Here is a 21,015-nt window from a genome sequence, read left to right on the forward strand (position 1 = left end):
GCTGCGCCGGGTCAGCGGCCCGTGGGCGGACGGATCAGCCGTGCTGCTGGGCGGCCGCCAGGATCTGCCGGACCTCGGACCAGCCCGTGCTCGACGCGGACCGATCGGACGTGGACCGACCCGAGCTGCGCTCGGCCGCGGGCCGCGGCACCGGCGGGCAGGTCTTGTCCGACCGGTTGCCGGCCTGGCGGGCCGGCAGGGTGCCGTTGATCAGGTAGGTCGCGATCGTGTCGTCGGTGCACGCGACGCCGCTGAGCGAGCCGGCGTGGGTGGTGCCGTTCTTGCCCTCGATCATCACCGAGTTGGAGAAGATCCGGCGGGCCTGCAGCGCGCCCTTGAACGGGGTGGCCGGGTCGAAGGTCTCCTCGACCATGAGGATCGGCGCAACCCCGTTGTCGGCGATCTTCACCGGTGCCGGGTCGGCCTTGCCCTTCCAGGTGCGGCAGGGACCGTTGAACTGGGCGTTGGAGTACGTCAGGTAGTGGAAGCCCTTGTTGTACAGCCGCTTGTTGTCACGGTCGATCTTCTTCTGCGAGCTGGGCCACGGGCCGTCGGTGCACTCGGTGGCCAGGTACATCGCGAAGCCGTTGTCGGAGCCCGGGCCGGTGCCGTTCACGCTCGGGTACTCACGCACCGCCGGCTTGTAGTTGCCGCGGGCGGTGGCCCGGAAGAGTGTCGCGGTCTCGGCCCAGCCGTAGACGTAGTAGCCGGCGCCCTGGAACAGGTCGGTCCACTCGTCGGGCCCGATCTTGCCGGCGAACGGGTGGCGCTTGGACTTGGCCAGCAGTGCGTACCAGCGGTGCTTGACCTGCTTCTTCGTCGTGCCGAGCTGGTAGACCTTGTGATGGCGGGCCACCCAGCCGAAGAAGGTGTTGATGGTCTTCTCGAACGCCTTGTCCTGAGCCTGGTTGGACTTGTAGAAGGTGTCGGTGGGGCTCACGACGCCGTCCCACACCATGCGGCGCACGTGCGAGGGGTACACGGTCGCGTAGACCTGGCCCAGGTAGGTGCCGTAGGAGAAGCCGTAGTAGTTGATCTGGTTCTGCCCCAGCGCTTTGCGGATGCTCTCCATGTCGTAGACGTTGTCGAGGGTGCGCACGTGGTCGAGCAGCGCGCCGCCCTTCTTCTGGCAGGCCTTGGAGTAGCGCAGTGCCTTCGCCAGCCAGAAGTGGCGCAGCTTCTGGGTGAAGGTGCGGTAGTCGGGCCGGTCGAAGCCGAAGTAGTGGGTGTTGCACGACAGCGACGGGACGCTGTCGCCCACGCCGCGCGGGTCGAAGCCGATCCAGTCGTAGTAGCCGCCCGCACCGCCGGGGATGTAGGCAGTGCCGGTGGAGTCCTTGCCGCCGAGCACCGAGAGCCCGAGGCCGGAACCGCCCGGGCCGCCGGGGTTGACCAGCATGATGCCCTGGCTCTGTGCGTCGGGGACGGTGTGCGCCAGCCGCGAGACGGCGAGCTGGATCTTCGCGCCCGTGGGGTTCGCGTAGTCCAGGGGCACGGTCAGCAGGCCGCACTGCGCGCCGACGCGCTGCAGGCCGGGCTGGTCGTCGCCGCACGGACCGAAGCTGATCGGCGGCGGGGTGGGAACGTCGATCGGAGTCGTGGGTCCGACCGCGGGCCGCGACGGCGCCGCGGACGCCGTGGATCCGGCCGCCACCGCGCCGGTCGCCACGAGGGCGACGGACACTAATCCTGTGAGGAGTCGATGAGTTCTAGGCACCGCAGCACCCAACCACCAACCGGTCCGGACCGCCACACCCTGGTGACGCGACTGTGGACAGCAGGTTGCGTGTTCGCCGAGGAGGAGGTCGACCTGCTGCTCGGCGCCGCCTCCGGTCCCGAGCTGGCCGAGCTCCTCGAGCGGCGGGTGGCCGGTGAGCCGCTGGAGCACCTGCTGGGCCGCGTCGACTTCTGCGGGCTGCGGCTGGCCGTCGCTGCGGGGGTGTTCGTCCCGCGCCAGCGCACGGCACACCTGGCCCGGTTGGCTGCCGACCTGGCCCCCCACGTCGCGGTGGACCTGTGCTGCGGTGTCGGTGCTGTCGCGGCGGTGGTCGCGGCGCGCCGGCCGGACTCGCGGGTGGTCGCGGCCGACATGGACCCGGCGGCCGTCGCCTGCGCCGAGCGCAACCTGCCCGGGGCCGAGGTGTGCTGCGGCGACCTCTTCGACCCGCTCCCCGCCGACCTGCGCGGGCGGGTCGACGTGCTCGCGGTCAACGCCCCGTACGTGCCCACCGGCGAGCTGGCCACGATGCCGCCGGAGGCCCGCGATCACGAACCGTGGCTGGCGCTCGACGGTGGTCCCGACGGCCTCGACGTGCACCGCCGCGTCGCGGCCGAGGCGCCGAGCTGGCTGAGGTCCGGCGGCCACCTGCTGGCCGAGGTCGGCGAGCCCCAGGTCGAGGCCGCCCTCGCGCTGCTGACGAGCGTCGGACTGGTGCCGCGCGTCGACCACGACGAGGAGCTCGGCGCCACCGTGGTGCTGGCACGGCGGACCTAGATCGGGCACCGGCGGGCGTAGATTCGTGCTGTGACGGACCCGGTGCGGGCAATCGACGAGGCGGTGCCCAACGCGCCCGCCGACCGGCTGCTGCGCGACACCTCGCGAGCGCTGCCCTGGGTGGGCGTGGTGCTCGGGCTGTGCGCTGTCTTGCTGGTGCCGTGGGTGTTCTACCTCGGCTTCAGCCTGCCCGAGCGGCAGACCTCGGCCCACTACGACGTCGCCTGGGCCGGCTTCGACGTCTTCTTGTTCCTCGGCCTGGCCGGCACCGCGATCACCGTGCTGCGCCGCTCGCCGTGGATGGGCATCTGGGCCGGGGCGGTGGCCGCGCTGCTGATCACCGACGCCTGGTTCGACGTCGTCACCTCCCCCACCGGTCACGACTTCTGGCAGGCGCTGGTGCTCGCCGTGCTGGTCGAGCTGCCGCTGGCCGGCACCTGCGTGTGGGTCGTCGGCCACGCCCGCCGGATGGCCCGGCGGCGGATCCGGCACCTGCTGCGATCCGCAGCGCGGCGAGCCGACTAGGCGTTATCTCATATGTGAGATACGTTCGACCCTCGTGGAGAGCGACTACCTCAAGCGCATCGGCGCGCTGATCCGTGATGCCCGCAAGCACCGCGGCTGGACGCAGGCCCAGCTGGCCGAGGAGCTGAGCACCAGCCAGAGCGCGGTCAACCGCATCGAGCGCGGCCACCAGAACATCAGCCTGGAGATGATCGCCCGGATCGGCGAGGCGCTCGACAGTCCCATCGTCCAGCTAGGGGCCGGGCCTACGCACCTGCGCGTCACCGGCCCGACGACGCTGAGCGGCAGCATCGAGGTGAAGACCTCCAAGAACGCCGGGGTCGCGCTGCTGTGCGCCTCGCTGCTCAACCGCGGCCGCACGGTGCTGCGCCGGGTGGCGCGGATCGAGGAGGTGAACCGCCTCCTGGAGGTGCTGCAGAGCATCGGCGTGCAGACCCGCTGGCTCAACGACGCCGGCGACCTGGAGATCATCCCGCCCGCCCAGCTCGACCTCGGCGCCATCGACGCAGCCGCTGCCCGCCGCACCCGTTCGGTCATCATGTTCCTGGGCCCCCTGATGCACCGCGAGGGCTCCTTCCTGCTGCCCTACGCCGGCGGTTGCGATCTGGGCAAGCGCACCGTGGAGCCGCACCTGACGGCCCTGCGTCCCTTCGGCCTGGAGGTGGTGGCCACCGACGGCCACTACCGCGCCAGCGTGCACGAGGACGTCTCCCCCGCCCGGCCGATCGTCCTCACCGAGCGTGGCGACACCGTCACCGAGAACGCCCTCATGGCCGCGGCGCTGCACGACGGCACCACCGTCATCCGCAACGCCAGCTCCAACTACATGGTTCAGGACCTGTGCTTCTACCTCGACAAGCTGGGGGTGAAGATCGACGGCGTCGGCACCACCACGCTGACCGTCATCGGCCGCCCCGACATCGACGTCGACGTCGACTACGCACCCAGCGAGGACCCGATCGAGGCGATGAGCCTGCTGGCCGCCGCCATCGTCACCGGCTCGCAGATCACGGTGCGGCGGGTGCCGATCGAGTTCCTCGAGATCGAGCTCGCGCTGCTGGAGGAGATGGGGTTCCGCTACGACCGGTCGCCGGAGTACGCCGCCGCGAACGGCCAGACCCGGCTGGTCGACATCACCACCCAGCGCTCCAACCTCACCGCGCCGCTGGACAAGATCCACCCGATGCCGTTCCCCGGCCTCAACATCGACAACCTGCCGTTCTTCGCCGTCATCGCGGCCACCGCTCAGGGCAGCACGATGCTGCACGACTGGGTGTACGAGAACCGCGCCATCTACCTCACCGAGCTCACCCGCCTCGGTGCCAAGGTGCAGCTGCTCGACCCGCACCGGGTGATGATCGAGGGGCCGACGCACTGGTCGGGCACCGAGATCGTCTGCCCGCCGGCGCTGCGGCCGGCGGTGGTCATCCTGCTGGCGATGCTGGCCTCGAAGGGCACCTCGGTGCTGCGCTCGGTCTACGTCATCGACCGGGGGTACGAGGACCTGGCCGAGCGGCTGAACCAGCTCGGCGCCCAGATCGAGACGTTTCGTGACGCGCGTGGCGAGATCTGAGGCGGTCCGCACCGGCTACGCCTACCTCGACGACGTCGGCGTCGTCGCGATGGCGCACCGCGGCGGTGCCCAGCACCCCGACCTGCTAGGACTGGAGAACACCGCCGAGGCGTTCAGCCACGCCACGCGGCTGGGCTACCGCTACCTGGAGACAGACGTCCACGCCACCCGTGACGGCGTCCTGGTGGCCTTCCACGACGAGGTGCTCGACCGCGTCACCGACCGCACCGGGCGGATCGAGTCGCTGACCTCGGCGCAGCTGGCCGAGGCGCTCATCGGCGGCCGCCACGCCGTCCCGCGCTTCGCCGAGCTGCTCGCCGACCTGCCCGACGCCCGGTTCAACGTCGACCTGAAGTCCGAGAGCGCCGTACGCCCGCTGGCCGACCTCCTGCGCAGCACCGGCGCCGAGGACCGGGTGTGCGTCGGGGCGTTCTCGCTGCCGCGGATCCGTTCCTTCCGTCGCCTGACCGGGGGCCGGGTGGCGACCGCCGCCGCCCCCGCCGAGGTGGCCCGGGTGGTGGCCGGACTGCCCTGCCGCGGTCCGGCGGTGCTCCAGGTGCCGCACCGACGCGGCCGTGTCCGGGTGGTGACGCCGAGGCTGGTCCGGCGGGCGCACGCCGCGCGGATGCACGTGCACGTGTGGACCGTCGACGACCCGGCCGAGATGGCCGAGCTGCTCGACCTCGGCGTCGACGGCCTCATCACCGATCGCACCGACCTGCTGCGAGAGGTGCTCGAGCAGCGCGGGTCGTGGTCGTGAGCGGGTTCGCCGACCTCGCCCCGCTGCGTCGACGCAGCCAGCAACGGGCCTGGAACTGGTACGACTGGGCCAACTCGGCCTACTACACGACCGTCCTCTCGGTGCTGTTCGCGCCGTACATGATCACCGTCGCGGGTCGCGCGGCCGGCTGCACGGACCCGGACGAGACCTGCGACCGGACGGTCTCGGTGCTCGGGCTGCACCTGGCCGCGGGCTCGCTGCCGGCGTACCTCACCAGCTTCGCCACCATCGCCAGCGCCTTCGTGCTGCCGGTGGTGGGCGCCTTCGTGGACCGCTCGCCGCGCAAGAAGTGGAACATGGCCGGGTTCGCCTTCGCCGGCTCGGCCTGCTGCATGCTGCTGTTCTGGCTGCGCGGCGACCAGTGGCAGATCGGCGCTTTCGCGGTGGTCTCCAGCAGCATCCTCGGCGGCTGCTCACTGGTGGCCTACTACGCCATCCTGGTCGACATCTCCACCGAGGCCGAGCGAGACGCCGTGTCCTCGCGCGGCTGGGCGTTCGGCTACCTGGGCGGCGGGCTGCTGCTGGCGATCAACCTGGGCGTGTTCCTGGGGCACTCCGCCCTCGGCATCGGCTCGGGGCTCGCGGTGCGGCTCAGCCTGCTCAGCGCCGGCGTGTGGTGGGCCGGGTTCACGCTCATCCCGCTGCTGCGGCTGCGCGACGTGGCTCCCCAGGACGTCGTCGCGGTCCAGGGTGGGCTGTGGGCGCGCAGCTTCGGCCAGCTGGCGACCACGCTGCGCGAGATGCGCGCCTACCCGATGACGCTGACGTTCCTGGGCGCCTACCTCTTCTACAACGACGGCATCCAGACGGTGATCGCCGAGGCCTCGACCTACGGGGCCAAGCAGCTCCACATCGCCCAGACCGTGCTCATCGCGACCATCCTGCTCATCCAGTTCGTCGCGTTCGGCGGTGCACTGTTCTTCGGTCGGCTCGCCGCCCGCTACGGCGGCTACCGCGCGATCCTCGGCGGCACGTTCGCGTGGATGGTCGTCGTGGTCGCGGCCATCGCGCTGCCCGAGCGCAACGTGCCGCTCTTCATGGTGCTGGCAGTGGCGATCGGCGTCGTGCTGGGCGGCACCCAGGCACTCTCGCGATCCTTCTTCAGCCTGCTCATCCCCCGCGGCCGCGAGGGCGAGTACTTCAGCCTCTACAACGCCTGCGAGCGCGGCACATCGTGGTTCGGCACGTTGCTGTTCGGCGTCGTCTTCCAGGTCACCGGCTCCTACCGACCGGCGATCTTCGCCCTCATCGTGTTCTTCGTCCTCGGCGCCGCGCTGCTGCTGCGGCTCGATCCGCGCCGCGGCGTGGAGGAGGCCGGCAACCGGGTGCCGGCGGCACTGGCCCGGTGAGGAGGCTGTCACCGCACCGCACCGTGACGCGATCGACGCATCCGATTCCGTTTGCGCAACGAATACACCGGAAAGAACGTGAGGTGAGATGAAGGTTCGGGAATCCTGAACCCGGCACAAACGTTCAACAGATCACGTAGGCCACACACGGGAAGGTGCTCACATGGCAGAGCGCACACTACGGGGGGCCAGGCTCGGAGGACAGAGCTTCGAGGACGAGCGCGGGATCGAGTTCGCGGCACGGCAGCAGGTCGGATACCGCTGTCCCCAGGGCCACGAGTTCGAGATCACGATGTCGACCGAGGCCGACATCCCGGCGACCTGGGAATGCCCCCGCTGCGGCGAGGAGGGGCTGTCGACCGACGGCGTCAAGCCGGAGGAGAAGCCGGAGAAGCCGGTCCGCACGCACTGGGACATGCTCCTGGAGCGGCGATCGGTCAAGGAGCTCGAGGACATCCTCACCGAGCGGCTGGAGCTGCTGCGGGGCGGCGAGATCGGCCCCGCTCACCTGCACCGGCCGCGCAAGCGGACGACGAAGGCCTAGCCGCCTACTCGTCGACGACGTCGCCCCGGACCACGCGTGGTCCGGGGGGTTCGTCGTTCCGGGCCCCGGTGTCGTTGGCGAAGCCGGGATAACCGGGGTAGCCGGTCGTGGCCGCGGTCAGCCGTCGTCCGATGAAGCCGGCGAGCAGCCGTCGTCCGACCGGCCGGGTCATCGGGAGCACGCACAGGGCGCCGAGGATGTCGAGGACGAAGCCGGGGGTGAGCATCAACAGCCCACCGGTCAGGACGAGGACGCCGTCGGCCAGCTCCTTGGCGGGCATCCGGCGCTCGGCCAGCGCGAAGCGCAGCGCCTCGAAGGCACGGCGGCCCTCCCGCTTGACCAGCCAGGAGCCCAGCACGCTGTCGGCGATGAGCAGCACGATGGTCCACCAGGCGCCGACGACCTGGCCCACCTGGATGATCACGTAGACCTCGACCAGCGGCACCACGACGAAGGCGACCAGCAGCAGCCACCAGGGGAAACGTCGGGTGCGGGAGCTCACATGGGGATTAACGAACCGCGACGGGCGTTTGTTTCGCGCCCGCCTCGCGACGCCCGGAGGCCCGGCGCAGCTGCTGGCGGCGCTCGGCCAGGCCCCAGCGCGTGATCAGCTTCAGCGACTCCGAGGCGACCTGCGGGGTCATCTTGGAGGCCCCGCGCATCCGCTCGACGAACTCGATGGGCACCTCGACCACGCGCAGCCCGGCCTGCAGCGCCCGGAAGGCCATGTCGGCCTGGAACACGTAGCCGGTGGAGAGCACGGTCGCGAGGTCGATGCGCTCCAGCGTGGAGCGGCGGAACAGCCGGTAGCCGGCGGTGGCGTCGCGGATGCCGATGCCCAGCAGCAGCCGGACGTAGAGGTTGCCGCCGCGCGAGAGGAGCTCTCGCCGCAGCGGCCAGTTGACCACCGATCCACCGGGCACCCAGCGCGAGCCGATGACGAGGTCGGCCGGGTCGTCGGGGTTCTCCAGCGCGGCGATCAGCCGCGGCAGCGCCTCGGGGGCGTGGGAGCCGTCGGCGTCGATCTCGCCCAGCACCTCATAGCCCCGCTCGAGGCCCCACCCGAAGCCGGCGATGTAGGCGCGGCCGAGGCCCTCCTTGCCGGCCCGGTGCAGCACGTGGATCCGCTCGTCGGCGGCGGCCAGGGCGTCGGCGATCTCGCCGGTGCCGTCGGGTGAGTCGTCGTCGACCACCAGGACGTGAGCGGTCGGGACCGCGGCCAGGATGCGCCCGGTGATCCAGGCGACGTTCTCGGCCTCGTTGTAGGTGGGCACCACCATGAGCACTGACACGCCCACCACGGTAGGGCTGCCGTCCTGACGAGAAGCTGAAAACCCCAAAATCGGACTAACCCGACGTTGCAGGCAGGAACGGGGGGAGCTCGCCGGCCTTCGGACCGCACCCGCCGCCGCCGGCTGCGACGAGGGGCGCGTTGTCTACTGGACGACCATCTCCCCCCGCGTTCTCCCGGCCCGATCGTGGCGGAGAGGACCCGGAGCGGGACGTCGGATCGTGGCTGTCGATCCGGTGCCCCGCCCTCCATCTACGCCCGTGGCGGACCGTTCTGCCTGGAGGAACTAGGCGGAAACCCTTCCAAGAGCCGCACCCACTGTCAACCGCGGCGTTGACCTGCGGTTTCGCTCCGGTCGACGACGAAACCGCAGGTCAGAGGGTCAGTCAGGCGGTGAACCCCGGGTGACGCGCACGCGAATCGACGGCGTGTCGGGTCCGACACGCCCGGGGGGTCTGGACCTGTGTGACGGGTGGGTCAGCCGGGAACGACGACGGTGCCGACGGCGGTGGTGACCAGCAGCGGCGGGTCGAGCACGGTGGCCGCCGACTCGCGCTCGGGAGTGCCGGCGCCGCGCGCGATCACGTGCACGCTGAACCGCATCTCACGCGAGCGCCGACCCACTCGGACCAGCTCCGCGGTCGCCTCGACGACGTCGCCGGCGCGCACCGGTCCGATGAACTGGACGTCGGAGTAGGAGGCGAAGAGCCCCTCGTCGCCGTCGGTGCGGATGCACAGCTCGGTGGCGACGTCGCCGAAGAGGCCCAGGCTGTAGGCGCCGTCGACCAGGTGGCCGGCGTAGTGGGCGTGCGCGTAGGGCACGTAGCGCCGGTGCGTGACCACGGTCCCGACCTCGGGACTGCTCATGCCGCGCTCCTGGTGGTGACGCGGTGGACCAGGAAGCTGGCCACCTCCCCCGGTGTGGTGCCCCGGCCGAAGACCCGGTCGACCCCGAGATCGCCGGCCATCGTCTCGTCGAAGCGCGGGCCGCCGACCACCAGCAGCGGGCGACGCTCGGCGGCGAAGGCCTCGCGGAAGGCGGCCGACATCTCGCGGGTGTTGAGGAGGTGGGCGTCGCGCTGGGTGACGACCTGGGAGACCAGGACGGCGTCGGCCCGCTCGGCGACCGCCCGCTCGACCAGCTCGGGCACGGCCACCTGGGCGCCGAGGTTGACCACCTTCAGCTCGCGGTAGTACTCCAGGCCCTTCTCCCCCGCGAACCCCTTGATGTTGAGGATCGCGTCGATGCCGACGGTGTGGGCGTCGGTACCGATGCAGCCGCCGACGACGACCAGGCGTCGGCGCAGCGAGCGCTTGACCGCGGCGTTGACCTCCTTGGGCGTCAGCAGCGGATAGTCGCGCTCGACCACCTCGACCAGGCTGGGGTCGACCAGGTGGTGGACGCGGCCGTAGACGACGAAGAAGGTGAAGTCGGGGCCCATCGGCTTGGCGTGCACCACCAGCGCTGGGTCCATGCCCATCTTCGCCGCCAGCTGCGCCGCGGCGCCCTCGGCGACCTTGTCGTGGGGCAGCGGCAAGGTGAAGGAGAGCTGCACCATGCCGTCGCCGGTGGTGTCGCCGTAGGGACGCACCAGGCGTTGCTCGCTCATCGCTCGTTCTCCAGGATCTGCGTGGCGGGGTTCAGGTAGGCGGCCGACTTCCTCGCGACGCCGTCCAGGCCGCGTCCGCCGTCGGCCGGTCGCCGCATCAGCCCGAACGTGCCGTCGGCGATCGCGTCGAGCAGGCCGTCGTCGGCCATGCGGGTCAGCAGGTCGACCGACTCCCCCAGCACCTGCCGGGCCCGGGTGGCGATGAGCCCGTCGGGAGCGGGGCGGAAGTCCTCGCGCAGGCCACCCGCGGCGTCGAGCACGTAGCGGACGTTCTGCAGTGCCAGGTCGCGGTCGGAGAGCCACGGGGTCACGACCGCCTCGGTCATCATGCCGACGAGGAGGATCCCCTGTCCGGTGAGCGCACCGGCCAGGTTGAAGAAGCCGTCGAGCAGGTAGCCGCGGAACACGTCGCCGGTCATGTGGCGGGTGGGGGGCATCCACTTCAGCGGCGCCTTGGGGAACAGCTCGCGCGCCAGCAGCGCGTGCGCCAGCTCCAAGCGGAACGACTCGGGCACCGCAGGGTCGATCTCGAAGGCGTGGCCCAGGCCGAGCTGCCAGTCCTCGAGACCGGCCTCCTTGGCGAAGTACTCGTTGAGCAGCTGGGAGACGGTGACGGTGTGCGCGGCCTCGACCGCGTCGGCGGTGGTGAGGTAGTTGTCCTCGCCGGTGTTGATGATGATGCCGGCGCGGGCGTGGACCTGGCGGCTGAAGCGCTGGTCGACGAAGGTGCGCACCGGGTTGATGTCGCGAAAGAGGATCCCGTACATCGAGTCGTTGAGCATCATGTCCAGCCGCTCGAGCCCGGCCAGCGCGGCGATCTCGGGCATGCACAGCCCCGAGGCGTAGTTGGTCAGCCGCACGTAGCGGCCCAGCTCGCGGCTGGTCTCGTCCAGCGCCGCTCGCATCAGCTTGAAGTTCTCCTGCGTGGCGTACGTGCCCGCGTACCCCTCGCGGGTGGCGCCCTCGGGCACGTAGTCCAGGAGCGACTGGCCGGTCGAGCGGATGACCGCGATCACGTCGGCGCCCTCGCGAGCAGCGGCCTGGGCCTGCGGGATGTCCTCGTAGATGTCGCCGGTGGCCACGATGAGGTAGATCCAGGGCTGGCGCGGCGCGTCGCCGATGCGCCGGACCAACCGCTCGCGTTCGGTGCGCCGCTTGTCGATCGCCTTGATGCCGGCGCCGACGGCGCGGCGGGAGGCCGCGGCGGCGCGGGTGGCGTCGCGGCCCTCGGGCAGCCGGAAGCGCACCGACCCCGCGGCCGCCTTCTGGGCCAAGGTGAGCAGGTCCTCTGACTCCTCGCGCAGCAGCGCGTCCCAGACCGGAAGTGCGACGCCGTGGCCGAGGTCGACGTCGGCACGCACGGCGTCGAGCAGCCGGTTCACCCAGGGCGTGCCCTCGGCGTCGGCGCCGGACAGACCGGCCAGCCGCAGCGTGGCCCGTTCCACCGAGACGGTGGTGTGCGCCTTGGCCAGCCTGACGATCGGACGGCCGACCTTGCGGGCCAGGGTGCGTGCCTGCCGGACGGTGGTGCGGTCGAGGTCGAGCACCATCACAGCCGCCGCTCGAACAGCGACCGCACGCCGGGCTCCTCGCGCAGCAGGCGCAGCGCGAGGTCGGCGTGACCGGGCATGTAGCCGTTGCCCACCAGCATCGTCACGTCGGCGGCGAGTCCCTCGGCGCCCAGGGCGGCGGCACTGAAGGAGGTGGCCATGGAGAAGAACACGACCGTGCCCCGGTCGGCGGTGGCCAGCACGGCCCCGCCCTCGCAACCGGGCACGTCGACGCACACGACCGTGACGTCGGCCGGCCCGCCCGCCGCCCTCACCGCGTCGCGCAACGCGAGCGGGTCGCGGGCGTCGGCGACGACGACGTCGTCGGCCAGGCCGCTCTCGCGCAGCAGCGAGGCCTCGCGGTCGTGCGGCACCACGCCGATGGTGCCGTACGCCCCGGCCTGGCGGGCCGCGGCGAGCGAGAGCGAGCCGGACTTACCCGCTCCCCCGACCACGGCCACCACCGGACCGCGATGGTCGGGGCCGGTGTAGGAGCGCACCACCCGGTCGACCAGGGCCGGGGCGCCGCAGACGTCCAGCACGGCTAGCGAGAGCTCCTCGGGCAGGTCGTCGGGCAGTCGTGCCGCGATGGAGCGGCCGAAGAGGATGGCGTAGCCGTCGGTGGGCACCTGCTCGGAGCGGCCGTCCCAGCCGGCGAGCGCGTCCTCGACGACGAGCGGGGTGAGGGTCAGCGAGACCAGCGTGGCGACGCGGTCGCCGACGGCCAGGCCCAGGGGCGAGTCGGGCCCAACCTCCTCGACGACCCCGACGAGCATGCCGCCCGAGCCGGTGACGGGGTTCTGCATCTTGCCGCGGCTGCGGACGATGTCGAGCACCTCGGCGCGCACCTGTCCGCCGTCGCCGCGGTGCTTCTCGCTGAGCTGGCGAAACGACGCGGCGTCGAGGTTGAGCCGGCGTACGCGCACCCGGACCTCGTCGTCCCAGATCTCGCGTCGGGCGTCGAGGCGCAGCGCCTGCTGCGGCAGCACGCCCGCGGGCTCGAGCACCCGGTGGGTGCCGACCGGATCGGCGGCCTGGGGCGGGCTCACGATGTGGGACACCGGAGATCCTTTCGTGTATCTGCCTTGTGAGCGGACGATCTCGCGCGTTGCGGTGGACGCTTCGTTGATCGTCCACCTATCGTGGCACTCGTGACTCTGCTCTCACAACCGACGCGCCCCGGGTCCGCCGACGGGCAGCCCTACCGCTACGCCCAGGTGGAGCTGGTCGAGCCGGACTGGACCCGCTTCCCCGGCTGGCGCGACGTCACGCGGGCGGAGTGGGAGTCGGCGCAGTGGCAGCGCTCGCACTGCGTGAAGAACGTGCGCCAGCTGCGCGAGCTGCTCGGCGACCTGCTCGACGAGCGCTTCTACGCCGACCTCGAGCGCGACCAGGCCGAGCGCGCGACGATGTCGATGCTGGTGCCGCCGCAGATGATGAACACGATGGTGCCCAGCGGCCCCCTCACCACGGAGGCGTTCTACGCCGACCCGGTGCGCCGCTACATGCTCCCGGTGTTCTCCGACCGCCGTACCGACTGGCCCTCGCACCCGCACGCCACCCGCGACTCCCTCCACGAGCACGACATGTGGGTGGCCGAGGGGCTCACCCACCGCTACCCCACCAAGGTGCTGGCCGAGCTGCTGCCGACCTGCCCGCAGTACTGCGGGCACTGCACGCGGATGGACCTGGTGGGCAACTCCACCGCCGTCATCGACAAGCTGAAATTCCTCGGCAAGCCCAACGACCGGCTCGACGACATGCTCGACTACCTGCGCCGCACCCCGCAGGTGCGCGATGTCGTGGTCTCCGGCGGCGACGTCGCCAACATGCCGTGGCCGCGGTTGGAGGACTTCCTCACCCGGCTGCTGGAGATCGAGAACATCCGCGACGTCCGGCTGGCCACCAAGGCGCTCATGGGCCTGCCGCAGCACTGGCTGCAGGACGAGGTACGCGCCGGCGTCGAACGGGTGGCGCTGGTCGCCCGCCAGCGCGGCGTCTCGCTCGCCGTGCACACCCACGTCAACCACGCGAACTCCGTGACGCCGCTGGTGGCCGAGGCGGCGCGCGGCCTGCTGGAGGCCGGCGTCCGCGACGTCCGCAACCAGGGCGTCCTGCTGGGCGGCGTGAACGACGACCCCCACGCGCTGCTGGATCTGTGCTTCGCGCTGCTCGACGGTGCCTCGGTCATGCCCTACTACTTCTACATGTGCGACATGATCCCGTTCAGCGAGCACTGGCGGGTCTCGGTGGCGCGGGCGCAGGAGCTGCAGCACGCGATCATGGGCTACCTGCCCGGCTTCGCGACGCCGCGGATCGTGTGCGACGTGCCTTTCGTCGGCAAGCGGTGGGTGCACCAGCTCGAGGACTACGACCGCGTGCACGGGATCTCCTACTGGACGAAGAACTACCGCACCTCCATCGAGGCCGAGGACGCCCAGGCACTGACGCGCGGCTACGAGTACTACGACCCGATCCATACGCTGCCGGACGAGGGGCAGGCGTGGTGGAACGAGCACGGGCGGATGGACGAGGCCGGGCTCAAGGCCGCTGAGATGGCCGAGGCGTCGCGTCGGACGGCGGCGCTGCAGGTGTACTGACTCGCCCCCAGAGCGCCAAAGTCGCGCACTTGCGAAGTTGTGGTGGGTACATATCGGGCACGTTGCCGATTTCCCTCGCAAGTGTGGAGTTTTGGCGAGCGCGACCCGATGACTTCCAGCACTCCCCCGGGTCTGTCCCGGGCATGAAGACCATCGTTCCCAACCTCTGGTTCGACGACAACGCCGAGGAGGCCATCGCCTTCTACGTCTCGCTCGTCGACAACAGCCGCGTCACCCGCACCACGAAGCTCGAGAACGTCGGGCCCGAGGGCGACGACACGGTCACCTACGTCGAGTTCGAGCTGAACGGACAGCCCTACGGCGCCATCAACGGCGGCCCGCAGTTCACCTTCAATGAGGCGCTCTCGCTGGAGCTGCCGTGCGAGACCCAGGACGAGATCGACCGGGTCTGGGCAGCGCTGTCCGAGGGTGGCGAGCCCGGGCCGTGCGGGTGGATCAAGGACCGCTACGGCCTCTCCTGGCAGGTCACCCCCGCGGCGCTCGGCGACATGCTCACCGACCCCGATGCGGACAAGGTGCGCCGCGCCACCGCGTACTTCATGGGGCTGGACGGGGTCCCCTTCGACCTGGCCGACCTCGAGGCCGCGTTCGAAGGTGCCGCTCAGCAGACGACGTAGCGGTCCCCGCGACGCTGGACGCCGACGGTGAAGGTCGCGGTCGGGCGACGGTTCGAGCCGCAGCCGCACCTGCCAGTACCCGCTTCTCGTGCGGGTGACCGACTGCGCGGTCACGCCCGAGACCTGGTCGACGGTGAGCTGCATCGTGCGCACGTTCTTCTCCACGCCGCGGCCGCACTTCAGCGCGGCGGCGTCGTCGGCGCGACCGGCCACGACCGCCTGAGCCCACACCCGGGGCGTCGCCCCCGGCGTGGCGGGCTGCGGGTCGCGCCGCACCAGCACGGTGACGACCGCGACCACGACCGCCGGCGCGAGGACGCCGGCGACCAGCAGCGGGAAGGCCGGGCCGGGTCAGTCGGCCGCGCGCGGCTCGGAGCCCACGGGCCGGTTCTCGTACGGCGTGGAGAGGACGATCGTGGTGCGCGTCGAGACGTTGGCGGCGGCGCGGATGCGCGCCAGGAGGTCCTCGAGGTCGGCCGGCGTCGGCACGCGCACCTTCAGGATGTAGGACTCCTGACCGGCCACCGACCAGCAGCTCTCGATCTCGGTGATGTCCTGAAGCCGCTGCGGAGCGTCGTCGGGGGCCGCGGCGTCGATGGGCCGGATCGAGACGAACGCGGTGAGCGGCAGGCCGAGCTCGTCGTGGGCGACGATCGCGGTGTAGCCCTGGATCAGGCCCCGCTTCTCCAGTCGCTTGACCCGGTGGTGGACGGCCGAGGTCGACAGTCCGGTCTGCTTGCCCAGGTCCGTGAACGACATGCGGCCGTCGGCCGCGAGCAGCGCGAGCAGGCGGCGGTCGATCTCCTCCATGGCCGAAGAGTAGTCGTGCGAGGATCCCGACGTGCCTGACCGCCTCATGCTGCTGGACACCGCGTCGATGTACTTCCGCGCGTTCTACGGCGTCCCGGACTCGATCACGTCCCCGCAGGGCGAGCCCGTCAATGCGGTGCGCGGGCTGCTGGACTTCATCGCGCGGATGGTCGGTGAGTACCACCCGACCCATCTGGCCTGCTGCTGGGACAACGACTGGCGCCCCGCGTGGCGGGTGGCGCTGCTGCCGACGTACAAGGCGCACCGGGTGGAGTCGCCGCGGCCGGGGGACGTCCCCGACGTCGAGGAGGTGCCCGACCCGCTGCAGGCGCAGGTGCCGGTGATCCTCGAGGTGCTCGACGCACTGGGGATCGCGGTGGTCGGCGCCGACGGGTACGAGGCCGACGACGTCATCGGCACGCTGGCCACCGGCGCGGGCATGCCGGTCGACGTCGTCACCGGCGACCGCGACCTGTTCCAGCTCGTCGACGACGCCTCGGGTGTCCGCGTGCTCTACATCGCCCGCGGCGTCAGCAAGCACGAGCGGCTCACCGACGAGGTGGTGGTGGCCAAGTACGCCGTGCTGCCCTCGCAGTACGCCGACTTCGCGACGCTGCGCGGCGACACCTCCGACGGCCTGCCCGGCGTCGCCGGCGTGGGTGAGAAGACGGCCGCCTCGCTGCTGCTCAAGCACGGCGACCTGCGGGGCATCATCGACGCCGCCGCCGACGACTCCTCCGACCTCGCACCCGGGCCGCGCCGCAAGATCCGCGACGCCGCCGACTACCTGGCCGTCGCGCCGCAGGTGGTGGCGGTCGCCCGCGACATCGACCTCGGCTCCCCCGACCTGCGGCTGCCGGCGACGCCGGCGCACCCCGAGGCCCTCGAGGCGCTGGCCGAGCGGTGGGGCCTCGGCTCCTCGGTGGAGCGCGTGGTCGCGGCGCTCAGCTCGTCGTGACCGGGTCGCGCAGCAGGTAGAAGATCTTGTGCCTGGTGGCGCCCCCGGCGCCGGTGTAGGTGGCGATGGCGCGGGTGAAGACGAGCTCGCCGGTGCCGTGACGGCTGGGCCGGGCGTGGTAGAGCCGGATCCGCGCCTTGGTGTAGCTGTACGTGCCCTCGGCGCAGTCGGGCTCGCAGTCGTTCTGCCGGATGGCGCCGAAGCCGACCGCGCTGGTCGCGCTCCAGTATTTGTAGCGCTTGATGCCGAGAAACAGCCCGCCGTCGCCGCAGGCGATGATGACCCGCTTCGGCTCGACCTTGTGGTCCACGCAGTTCGAGATGACCGTGGTGGTGCCGGTGGCCGCCGGGTTCGCCGCGTGGGCGGGTGCCGCGAGGGTGGTCAGCAGGGCGGCGAGGGCCGGCACGAGGAGGCGGTACGACGTCACCGGGCGAATCTAGGCGCTCGGGCCGGCGGTCGAGCTCGGCCGCGCGGGAACGGCGGGTGCGAGTTCACGACGACCGGCAAATCGGGCGACCGGCGCGCGAACCCGGTCGCTGCCGCACCCTTTCGCACCGGTTCGTCCCCCGGTTTCACCCGCCGGCCGGTGAAACCGGGAACCCGCCCGCGGCCTACCCCGCCAGCGACGAGTACGCCACCACCCCGCGCCGCAGCGAGCCGACGGCTAGCCGGGCGGTCTCGCGGAGGGGGCCGGGGCCGGCGGCGTCGGCGGTCTGGCCGGCGAGGTCGACCAGCTGCTTGATCCAGCGGACGAAGTCGCCGGCGGAGAGGCCGGTGGCGTCGAGGACGTCGTCGAGCTCGTCGCCCTCGGCCCAGCGGTAGGCGGCGTAGGCGAAGCCGAGGTCGGGCTCGCGGCTGAACTCGACGTGGTGCTCGCGCTGCAGGCCCTCCAGCTCGCCCCACAGCTTCACCGTCGCCGCGATCGCGTCCTTGGTGGCGCCGCCGGGCAGCCGGGGCGGGCCGGCGTCGTCGGCGCGACGGGATTCGTACACCAGGCAGGAGAGCACCGCAGCCAGGCCCGAGGGCGAGAGGTCCTCCCACAGGCCCTGCTCGAGTGCCTCGGCGGCCACCAGGTCGAGCTCGGCGTAGATCCGCTGCAGCCGACGGCCCTTGACGGTCACCTCGGTGGCGTCGGCGGTGCCGCTGAGGTAGTCCAGGCGGCCGAGCACCTCGCAGATCCGGTCGAAGCGCCGGGCGATGGTGTTGGTGCGCTGCTCGATGCGCCGCCGCAGCGTCTGGGCGTCGCGGTCGAGCTTGAACCAGCGCTCGGCCCAGCGGGCGTGGTCCTCCCGGTCGGGGCAGGAGTGGCAAGGGTGCTCGCGCATCTGGGTCCGCAGCTCGGCGACGCGGGGGTCCTCACCGCCGCCGCTGCGGCGCCGCTCGACGGCGGTGGGCGGCAGGTCGCGGGTGCGCTGCTGCAGCAGCGCGGCCAGGTCGCGCCGCGACTTCGCGTCGCGGGTGTTGAACCCGCGGGGCACCTTGAGCCGGGTCAGCGGTGCCACCGGGGTCGGGAAGTCGGTCATGGAGAGCCGCCGCGCGTGCCGGTCGAGGGTGAGCACCATCGGGCGCGGGCCCTCTCGGTCGGCGCGCACCCCGGCGTCGACCACCACCGCGATGCCCGCGAAACGGCCCGAGGGCACGTCGATAACGTCTCCTGGCCGCAGGGCCTCCACCGACTCCTCCGCCTCGGCCCGCCGGTCGCGACGCCGCGAGCGAGCCTGCTCGGCCTCGAGGTCGGAGATCCGTCGCCGCAGGCCGGCGTACTCCATGAAGTCGCCGCGGTCGCAGGCCGCGGCGTCGCGGTACCCGTCGAGGGCCTCCTCGGCCTTGCGCAGCTGCCGGGCCAACCCGACGACGGCCTTGTCGGCCTGGAACTGGGCGAAGGACTGCTCGAGCAGCTCGCGCGCGGTGTCGCGGCCGAACTGGTGCACCAGGTTGACCGCCATGTTGTACGACGGCCGGAACGACGAGCGGAGCGGGTAGGTACGGGTCGAGGCCAGCCCGGCCACGGACTTGGGCTCGATGCCGGGCTGCCAGAGCACCACGCCGTGGCCCTCGACGTCGATGCCGCGGCGCCCGGCGCGCCCGGTGAGCTGGGTGTACTCCCCCGGGGTGATGTCGGCGTGCGTCTCGCCGTTCCACTTCGAGAGCCGCTCGATGACCACCGACCGGGCCGGCATGTTGATGCCCAGCGCGAGCGTCTCGGTCGCGAAGACGACCCGGCACAGGTTGCGCAGGAACAGCTCCTCGACGCACTCCTTGAACCGCGGCAGCATCCCCGCGTGGTGCGCGGCGACGCCACGCGAGAGCCCGTCGAGGAAGTCGTGGTAGCCCAGGACGTGCAGGTCGTCGCTGGGCAGGTCGGCACAGCGCTCCTCGACGAAGGCGACGATCTCGTCGCGCTCGGCGGGCGTGGTCAGCCGCAGGTTGGCCTCCAGGCATTGCTGCACGGCGGCGTCGCAGCCCACGCGGCTGAAGATGAACACGATGGCGGGCAGCAGCGCGGCGCGGTCGAGCTGCTCGACGACGTCGCTGCGCCGGGGCGTCCAGACGCCGCGGGTGCCGCTCGGGCCACGGTTCGGGCGCTTGCCGCCGCGCTTGGGGCGCCGGTCCTTCATCCGGTGGCGGGCCCAGTCGTCGCGGGCCACCCGCAGCAGCTCGGGGTTCACCTGGGCGTCGGGTCCGTCGTCGGCCCCCGTCCCGTCGAACTCCGTGGCGAACAGGTCGTAGAGCCGCCGGCCGACCATGACGTGCTGGAACAGCGGCACCGGGCGCCGCTCCTCGACGATCGTGGTGGTGGCTCCTCGCACGGTCTGCAGCCACTCGCCGAACTCCTCGGCGTTGGACACCGTGGCCGAGAGCGAGACCACCGAGACGCTCTCGGGGAGGTGGATGATGACCTCCTCCCACACCGCACCGCGGTCGCGGTCGGCGAGGTAGTGGACCTCGTCCATCACCACGTAGGCGAGGCCGTCGAGGGTGTGCGAGCCCGCGTAGAGCATGTTGCGCAGCACCTCGGTGGTCATCACCACCACCGGCGCCTCGCCGTTGACGGTGTTGTCGCCGGTGAGCAGGCCCACTTGCTCGGCGCCGTAGCGCTCGACCAGGTCGTGGAACTTCTGGTTCGACAGCGCCTTGATCGGGGTGGTGTAGAAGCATTTGCGGCCGGTCTCAAGGGCCAGGTGGACCGCGAACTCCCCCACCAGCGTCTTGCCCGACCCCGTGGGGGCCGCGACCAGGACCCCGCGGCCCTCCTCGAGCTCGTGGCAGGCGCGCACCTGGAAGTCGTCGAGGGTGAAGTCGTAGAGCGAGGCGAACCCGGCGAAGAAGGGGTGACGCTGCCGCTCCTTCATCCGCGCGTACTGCTCCGCGGCGCTCACCGGCACTCCTGAGTAGCTAGGGGACGAGGACGCGCAGGGCGCCCGGGGCGACCTCGACGGTCAGCGGAAGCGCACCGATCCGCTCACCATCAGCGTAGGCGACCACGCCAGGCGCGGCGACGGTCACCCGCCGCACCCGGTGGCGCACGTAGCCGGGATGGTGCACGTGCGTGCCGCGGAACAGCTGCGGGTACGTCCGCACCAGCTCGCGGCGACCCATCGGGGCCACCACGACGACGTCGAGCAGCCCGTCGTCGGGCTCGGCGCCCTCGGTGATCCGCAGGCCCCCGCCGAAGGACGGCCCGTTGCCCACCGCGACCAGCGTGGCGTCGGTGTGGACCTCTCCACTGACCTCGGGGCCGTCGAGATCGAGGGTGTAGGAGATCGGCGCCAGCACCCGCAGCTCGGCCAGCGTCGCCAGCGAGTAGCGGGCCTGACCGCGCGGCCAGCGCATCGCGTTCGCTCGCTCGTTCACCACCGCGTCGAAACCGGCGGCCATGACGGTGACGAAGTACGTGGCGCCCACGCGCGCCAGGTCCAGGGCCCGCTCACGGCCGGCGAGCAGCACGTCGGCGGCGGCCAGCGGGTCGCGCCGCGGCACGCCGAGCATCCGGGCGACGTCGTTGCCGGTACCCGCCGGGATCAGTCCCAGCCGGGTCGAGGATCCAGCGAGCGCCTGCACCGCGGTGTGGACCAGCCCGTCGCCGCCGCACACCGCCAGCGTGCCGACGCCCGCGGCCACCACCTCGCGGACGATGTCGAGGGCGTCGTCGGCGTCGCGGCCGGCCACCGCCTGCACCTCTCGTCCCGACGCCTGCAGCCGCGGCAGCACGAGCCGCGCCGCGCGGGCACCGGCACCCTTGCCCGACGTCGGGTTGACCAGCAGTACGACGTCGTCGGAGGGCACGCGCG

The 21,015-nt window shown here is 71.7% G+C and carries 21 protein-coding genes; 10 read left to right on the plus strand and 11 right to left on the minus strand.

Annotated elements, in window-relative coordinates; translation table 11 throughout:
• Window positions 1–34: 34 nt before the first annotated feature.
• Complete coding sequence (locus D9V37_RS13170; protein ID WP_121806642.1) at window positions 35–1,684, minus strand: alpha/beta hydrolase; 1,650 nt, start codon at window positions 1,682–1,684, stop codon at window positions 35–37.
• 18 nt (window positions 1,685–1,702) lie between these two features.
• On the opposite strand from D9V37_RS13170, the gene D9V37_RS13175 reads away from it, so the two are divergent.
• From D9V37_RS13175 to D9V37_RS13200, 6 genes are all read left to right on the plus strand, one after another.
• Window positions 1,703–2,494, plus strand: a complete 792-nt coding sequence (locus D9V37_RS13175; protein WP_121806643.1) for a putative protein N(5)-glutamine methyltransferase — start codon at window positions 1,703–1,705, stop codon at window positions 2,492–2,494.
• A gap of 30 nt (window positions 2,495–2,524) precedes the next feature.
• Window positions 2,525–3,019 carry a hypothetical protein gene (locus D9V37_RS13180; protein ID WP_121806644.1) on the plus strand — a complete coding sequence of 165 codons (495 nt, stop codon included), beginning with the start codon at window positions 2,525–2,527 and terminating at the stop codon, window positions 3,017–3,019.
• A 34-nt stretch (window positions 3,020–3,053) separates the two neighbouring features.
• On the plus strand, window positions 3,054–4,592 hold the full coding sequence (locus D9V37_RS13185) for a helix-turn-helix domain-containing protein (RefSeq protein ID WP_121806645.1): 1,539 nt from the start codon (window positions 3,054–3,056) through the stop codon (window positions 4,590–4,592).
• Window positions 4,579–5,352, plus strand: a complete 774-nt coding sequence (locus D9V37_RS13190) for a glycerophosphodiester phosphodiesterase family protein (RefSeq protein WP_232524910.1) — start codon at window positions 4,579–4,581, stop codon at window positions 5,350–5,352. The genes D9V37_RS13185 and D9V37_RS13190 overlap by 14 nt, the downstream gene beginning before the upstream one ends.
• Window positions 5,349–6,722 (plus strand): MFS transporter, encoded by a 1,374-nt coding sequence (locus D9V37_RS13195; protein ID WP_332835751.1) that lies wholly within the window; start codon window positions 5,349–5,351, stop codon window positions 6,720–6,722. The genes D9V37_RS13190 and D9V37_RS13195 overlap by 4 nt, the downstream gene beginning before the upstream one ends.
• A 163-nt stretch (window positions 6,723–6,885) precedes the next feature.
• The gene (locus D9V37_RS13200) at window positions 6,886–7,266 is read left to right on the plus strand and encodes an RNA polymerase-binding protein RbpA (RefSeq protein WP_121806647.1); all 381 of its coding nucleotides are present in this window, start codon (window positions 6,886–6,888) and stop codon (window positions 7,264–7,266) included.
• Between the two features lie 4 nt (window positions 7,267–7,270).
• Here the strand turns inward: D9V37_RS13200 and D9V37_RS13205 are convergent, their stop codons facing one another.
• From D9V37_RS13205 to kdd, 6 genes are all read right to left on the minus strand, one after another.
• Window positions 7,271–7,768 carry an FxsA family protein gene (locus D9V37_RS13205; protein WP_121806648.1) on the minus strand — a complete coding sequence of 166 codons (498 nt, stop codon included), beginning with the start codon at window positions 7,766–7,768 and terminating at the stop codon, window positions 7,271–7,273.
• Window positions 7,769–7,775: 7 nt separating this feature from the next.
• Complete coding sequence (locus D9V37_RS13210; protein WP_332835752.1) at window positions 7,776–8,558, minus strand: polyprenol monophosphomannose synthase; 783 nt, start codon at window positions 8,556–8,558, stop codon at window positions 7,776–7,778.
• Window positions 8,559–9,034: 476 nt separating this feature from the next.
• A complete protein-coding gene (kal, locus tag D9V37_RS13215; protein WP_121806649.1) occupies window positions 9,035–9,424 on the minus strand; it encodes a 3-aminobutyryl-CoA ammonia lyase in 390 nt (129 codons plus the stop codon).
• Window positions 9,421–10,167 (minus strand): lysine 5,6-aminomutase subunit beta, encoded by a 747-nt coding sequence (gene kamE / locus D9V37_RS13220; RefSeq protein ID WP_121806650.1) that lies wholly within the window; start codon window positions 10,165–10,167, stop codon window positions 9,421–9,423. The genes kal and kamE overlap by 4 nt, the downstream gene beginning before the upstream one ends.
• Complete coding sequence (gene kamD, locus D9V37_RS13225) at window positions 10,164–11,717, minus strand: lysine 5,6-aminomutase subunit alpha (RefSeq protein ID WP_121806774.1); 1,554 nt, start codon at window positions 11,715–11,717, stop codon at window positions 10,164–10,166. The genes kamE and kamD overlap by 4 nt, the downstream gene beginning before the upstream one ends.
• Entirely contained in the window at window positions 11,717–12,778 is a 1,062-nt protein-coding gene (gene kdd, locus D9V37_RS13230; protein ID WP_232524911.1) for an L-erythro-3,5-diaminohexanoate dehydrogenase, read from the minus strand. The genes kamD and kdd overlap by 1 nt, the downstream gene beginning before the upstream one ends.
• A 96-nt stretch (window positions 12,779–12,874) precedes the next feature.
• Between kdd and D9V37_RS13235 the strand changes: the two genes are divergently transcribed.
• The 3 genes from D9V37_RS13235 (at window position 12,875) to D9V37_RS20905 (ending at window position 15,178) form a co-directional block, all read left to right on the plus strand.
• Window positions 12,875–14,317, plus strand: a complete 1,443-nt coding sequence (locus D9V37_RS13235) for a KamA family radical SAM protein (RefSeq protein WP_121806776.1) — start codon at window positions 12,875–12,877, stop codon at window positions 14,315–14,317.
• Window positions 14,318–14,460: 143 nt separating this feature from the next.
• Window positions 14,461–14,955 (plus strand): VOC family protein, encoded by a 495-nt coding sequence (locus D9V37_RS13240; RefSeq protein ID WP_121806651.1) that lies wholly within the window; start codon window positions 14,461–14,463, stop codon window positions 14,953–14,955.
• 88 nt (window positions 14,956–15,043) lie between these two features.
• A complete protein-coding gene (locus tag D9V37_RS20905) occupies window positions 15,044–15,178 on the plus strand; it encodes a hypothetical protein (RefSeq protein WP_269778382.1) in 135 nt (44 codons plus the stop codon).
• Window positions 15,179–15,306: 128 nt separating this feature from the next.
• Here the strand turns inward: D9V37_RS20905 and D9V37_RS13245 are convergent, their stop codons facing one another.
• Window positions 15,307–15,765: an Lrp/AsnC family transcriptional regulator gene (locus tag D9V37_RS13245; protein ID WP_121806652.1), complete on the minus strand. Its 459-nt coding sequence runs from the start codon at window positions 15,763–15,765 to the stop codon at window positions 15,307–15,309.
• 31 nt (window positions 15,766–15,796) lie between these two features.
• Between D9V37_RS13245 and D9V37_RS13250 the strand changes: the two genes are divergently transcribed.
• Window positions 15,797–16,723, plus strand: coding sequence for a 5'-3' exonuclease (locus D9V37_RS13250; RefSeq protein WP_332835753.1), 927 nt, complete (start codon window positions 15,797–15,799; stop codon window positions 16,721–16,723).
• On the opposite strand, the gene D9V37_RS13255 is transcribed toward D9V37_RS13250, so the two are convergent.
• From D9V37_RS13255 to D9V37_RS13265, 3 genes are all read right to left on the minus strand, one after another.
• Window positions 16,710–17,150 carry a hypothetical protein gene (locus D9V37_RS13255; protein WP_121806654.1) on the minus strand — a complete coding sequence of 147 codons (441 nt, stop codon included), beginning with the start codon at window positions 17,148–17,150 and terminating at the stop codon, window positions 16,710–16,712. The two genes, D9V37_RS13250 and D9V37_RS13255, sit on opposite strands and share 14 nt — an antisense overlap.
• 184 nt (window positions 17,151–17,334) lie before the next feature.
• Complete coding sequence (locus D9V37_RS13260; RefSeq protein ID WP_121806777.1) at window positions 17,335–20,076, minus strand: DEAD/DEAH box helicase; 2,742 nt, start codon at window positions 20,074–20,076, stop codon at window positions 17,335–17,337.
• Window positions 20,077–20,119: 43 nt separating this feature from the next.
• Window positions 20,120–21,010, minus strand: a complete 891-nt coding sequence (locus D9V37_RS13265) for a YegS/Rv2252/BmrU family lipid kinase (RefSeq protein ID WP_121806655.1) — start codon at window positions 21,008–21,010, stop codon at window positions 20,120–20,122.
• Window positions 21,011–21,015: the final 5 nt, after the last annotated feature.

Source organism: Nocardioides mangrovicus, from assembly GCF_003674065.1.
In the GTDB taxonomy this organism is placed as follows: Bacteria; Actinomycetota; Actinomycetes; order Propionibacteriales; family Nocardioidaceae; genus Marmoricola; species Marmoricola mangrovicus.

What these genes read in the sequence shown, in the direction of transcription:
- D9V37_RS13200 (WP_121806647.1), top strand. Translation starts at nt 6,886, where the DNA reads ATGGCAGAGCGCACACTACGGGGGGCCAGGCTCGGAGGACAGAGCTTC.
- kamD (WP_121806774.1), bottom strand. Translation starts at nt 11,717, where the DNA reads ATGGTGCTCGACCTCGACCGCACCACCGTCCGGCAGGCACGCACCCTG.
- D9V37_RS13240 (WP_121806651.1), top strand. Translation starts at nt 14,461, where the DNA reads ATGAAGACCATCGTTCCCAACCTCTGGTTCGACGACAACGCCGAGGAG.
- kal (WP_121806649.1), bottom strand. Translation starts at nt 9,424, where the DNA reads ATGAGCAGTCCCGAGGTCGGGACCGTGGTCACGCACCGGCGCTACGTG.
- D9V37_RS13260 (WP_121806777.1), bottom strand. Translation starts at nt 20,076, where the DNA reads ATGAAGGAGCGGCAGCGTCACCCCTTCTTCGCCGGGTTCGCCTCGCTC.
- kamE (WP_121806650.1), bottom strand. Translation starts at nt 10,167, where the DNA reads ATGAGCGAGCAACGCCTGGTGCGTCCCTACGGCGACACCACCGGCGAC.
- D9V37_RS13245 (WP_121806652.1), bottom strand. Translation starts at nt 15,765, where the DNA reads ATGGAGGAGATCGACCGCCGCCTGCTCGCGCTGCTCGCGGCCGACGGC.
- D9V37_RS13175 (WP_121806643.1), top strand. Translation starts at nt 1,703, where the DNA reads ATGAGTTCTAGGCACCGCAGCACCCAACCACCAACCGGTCCGGACCGC.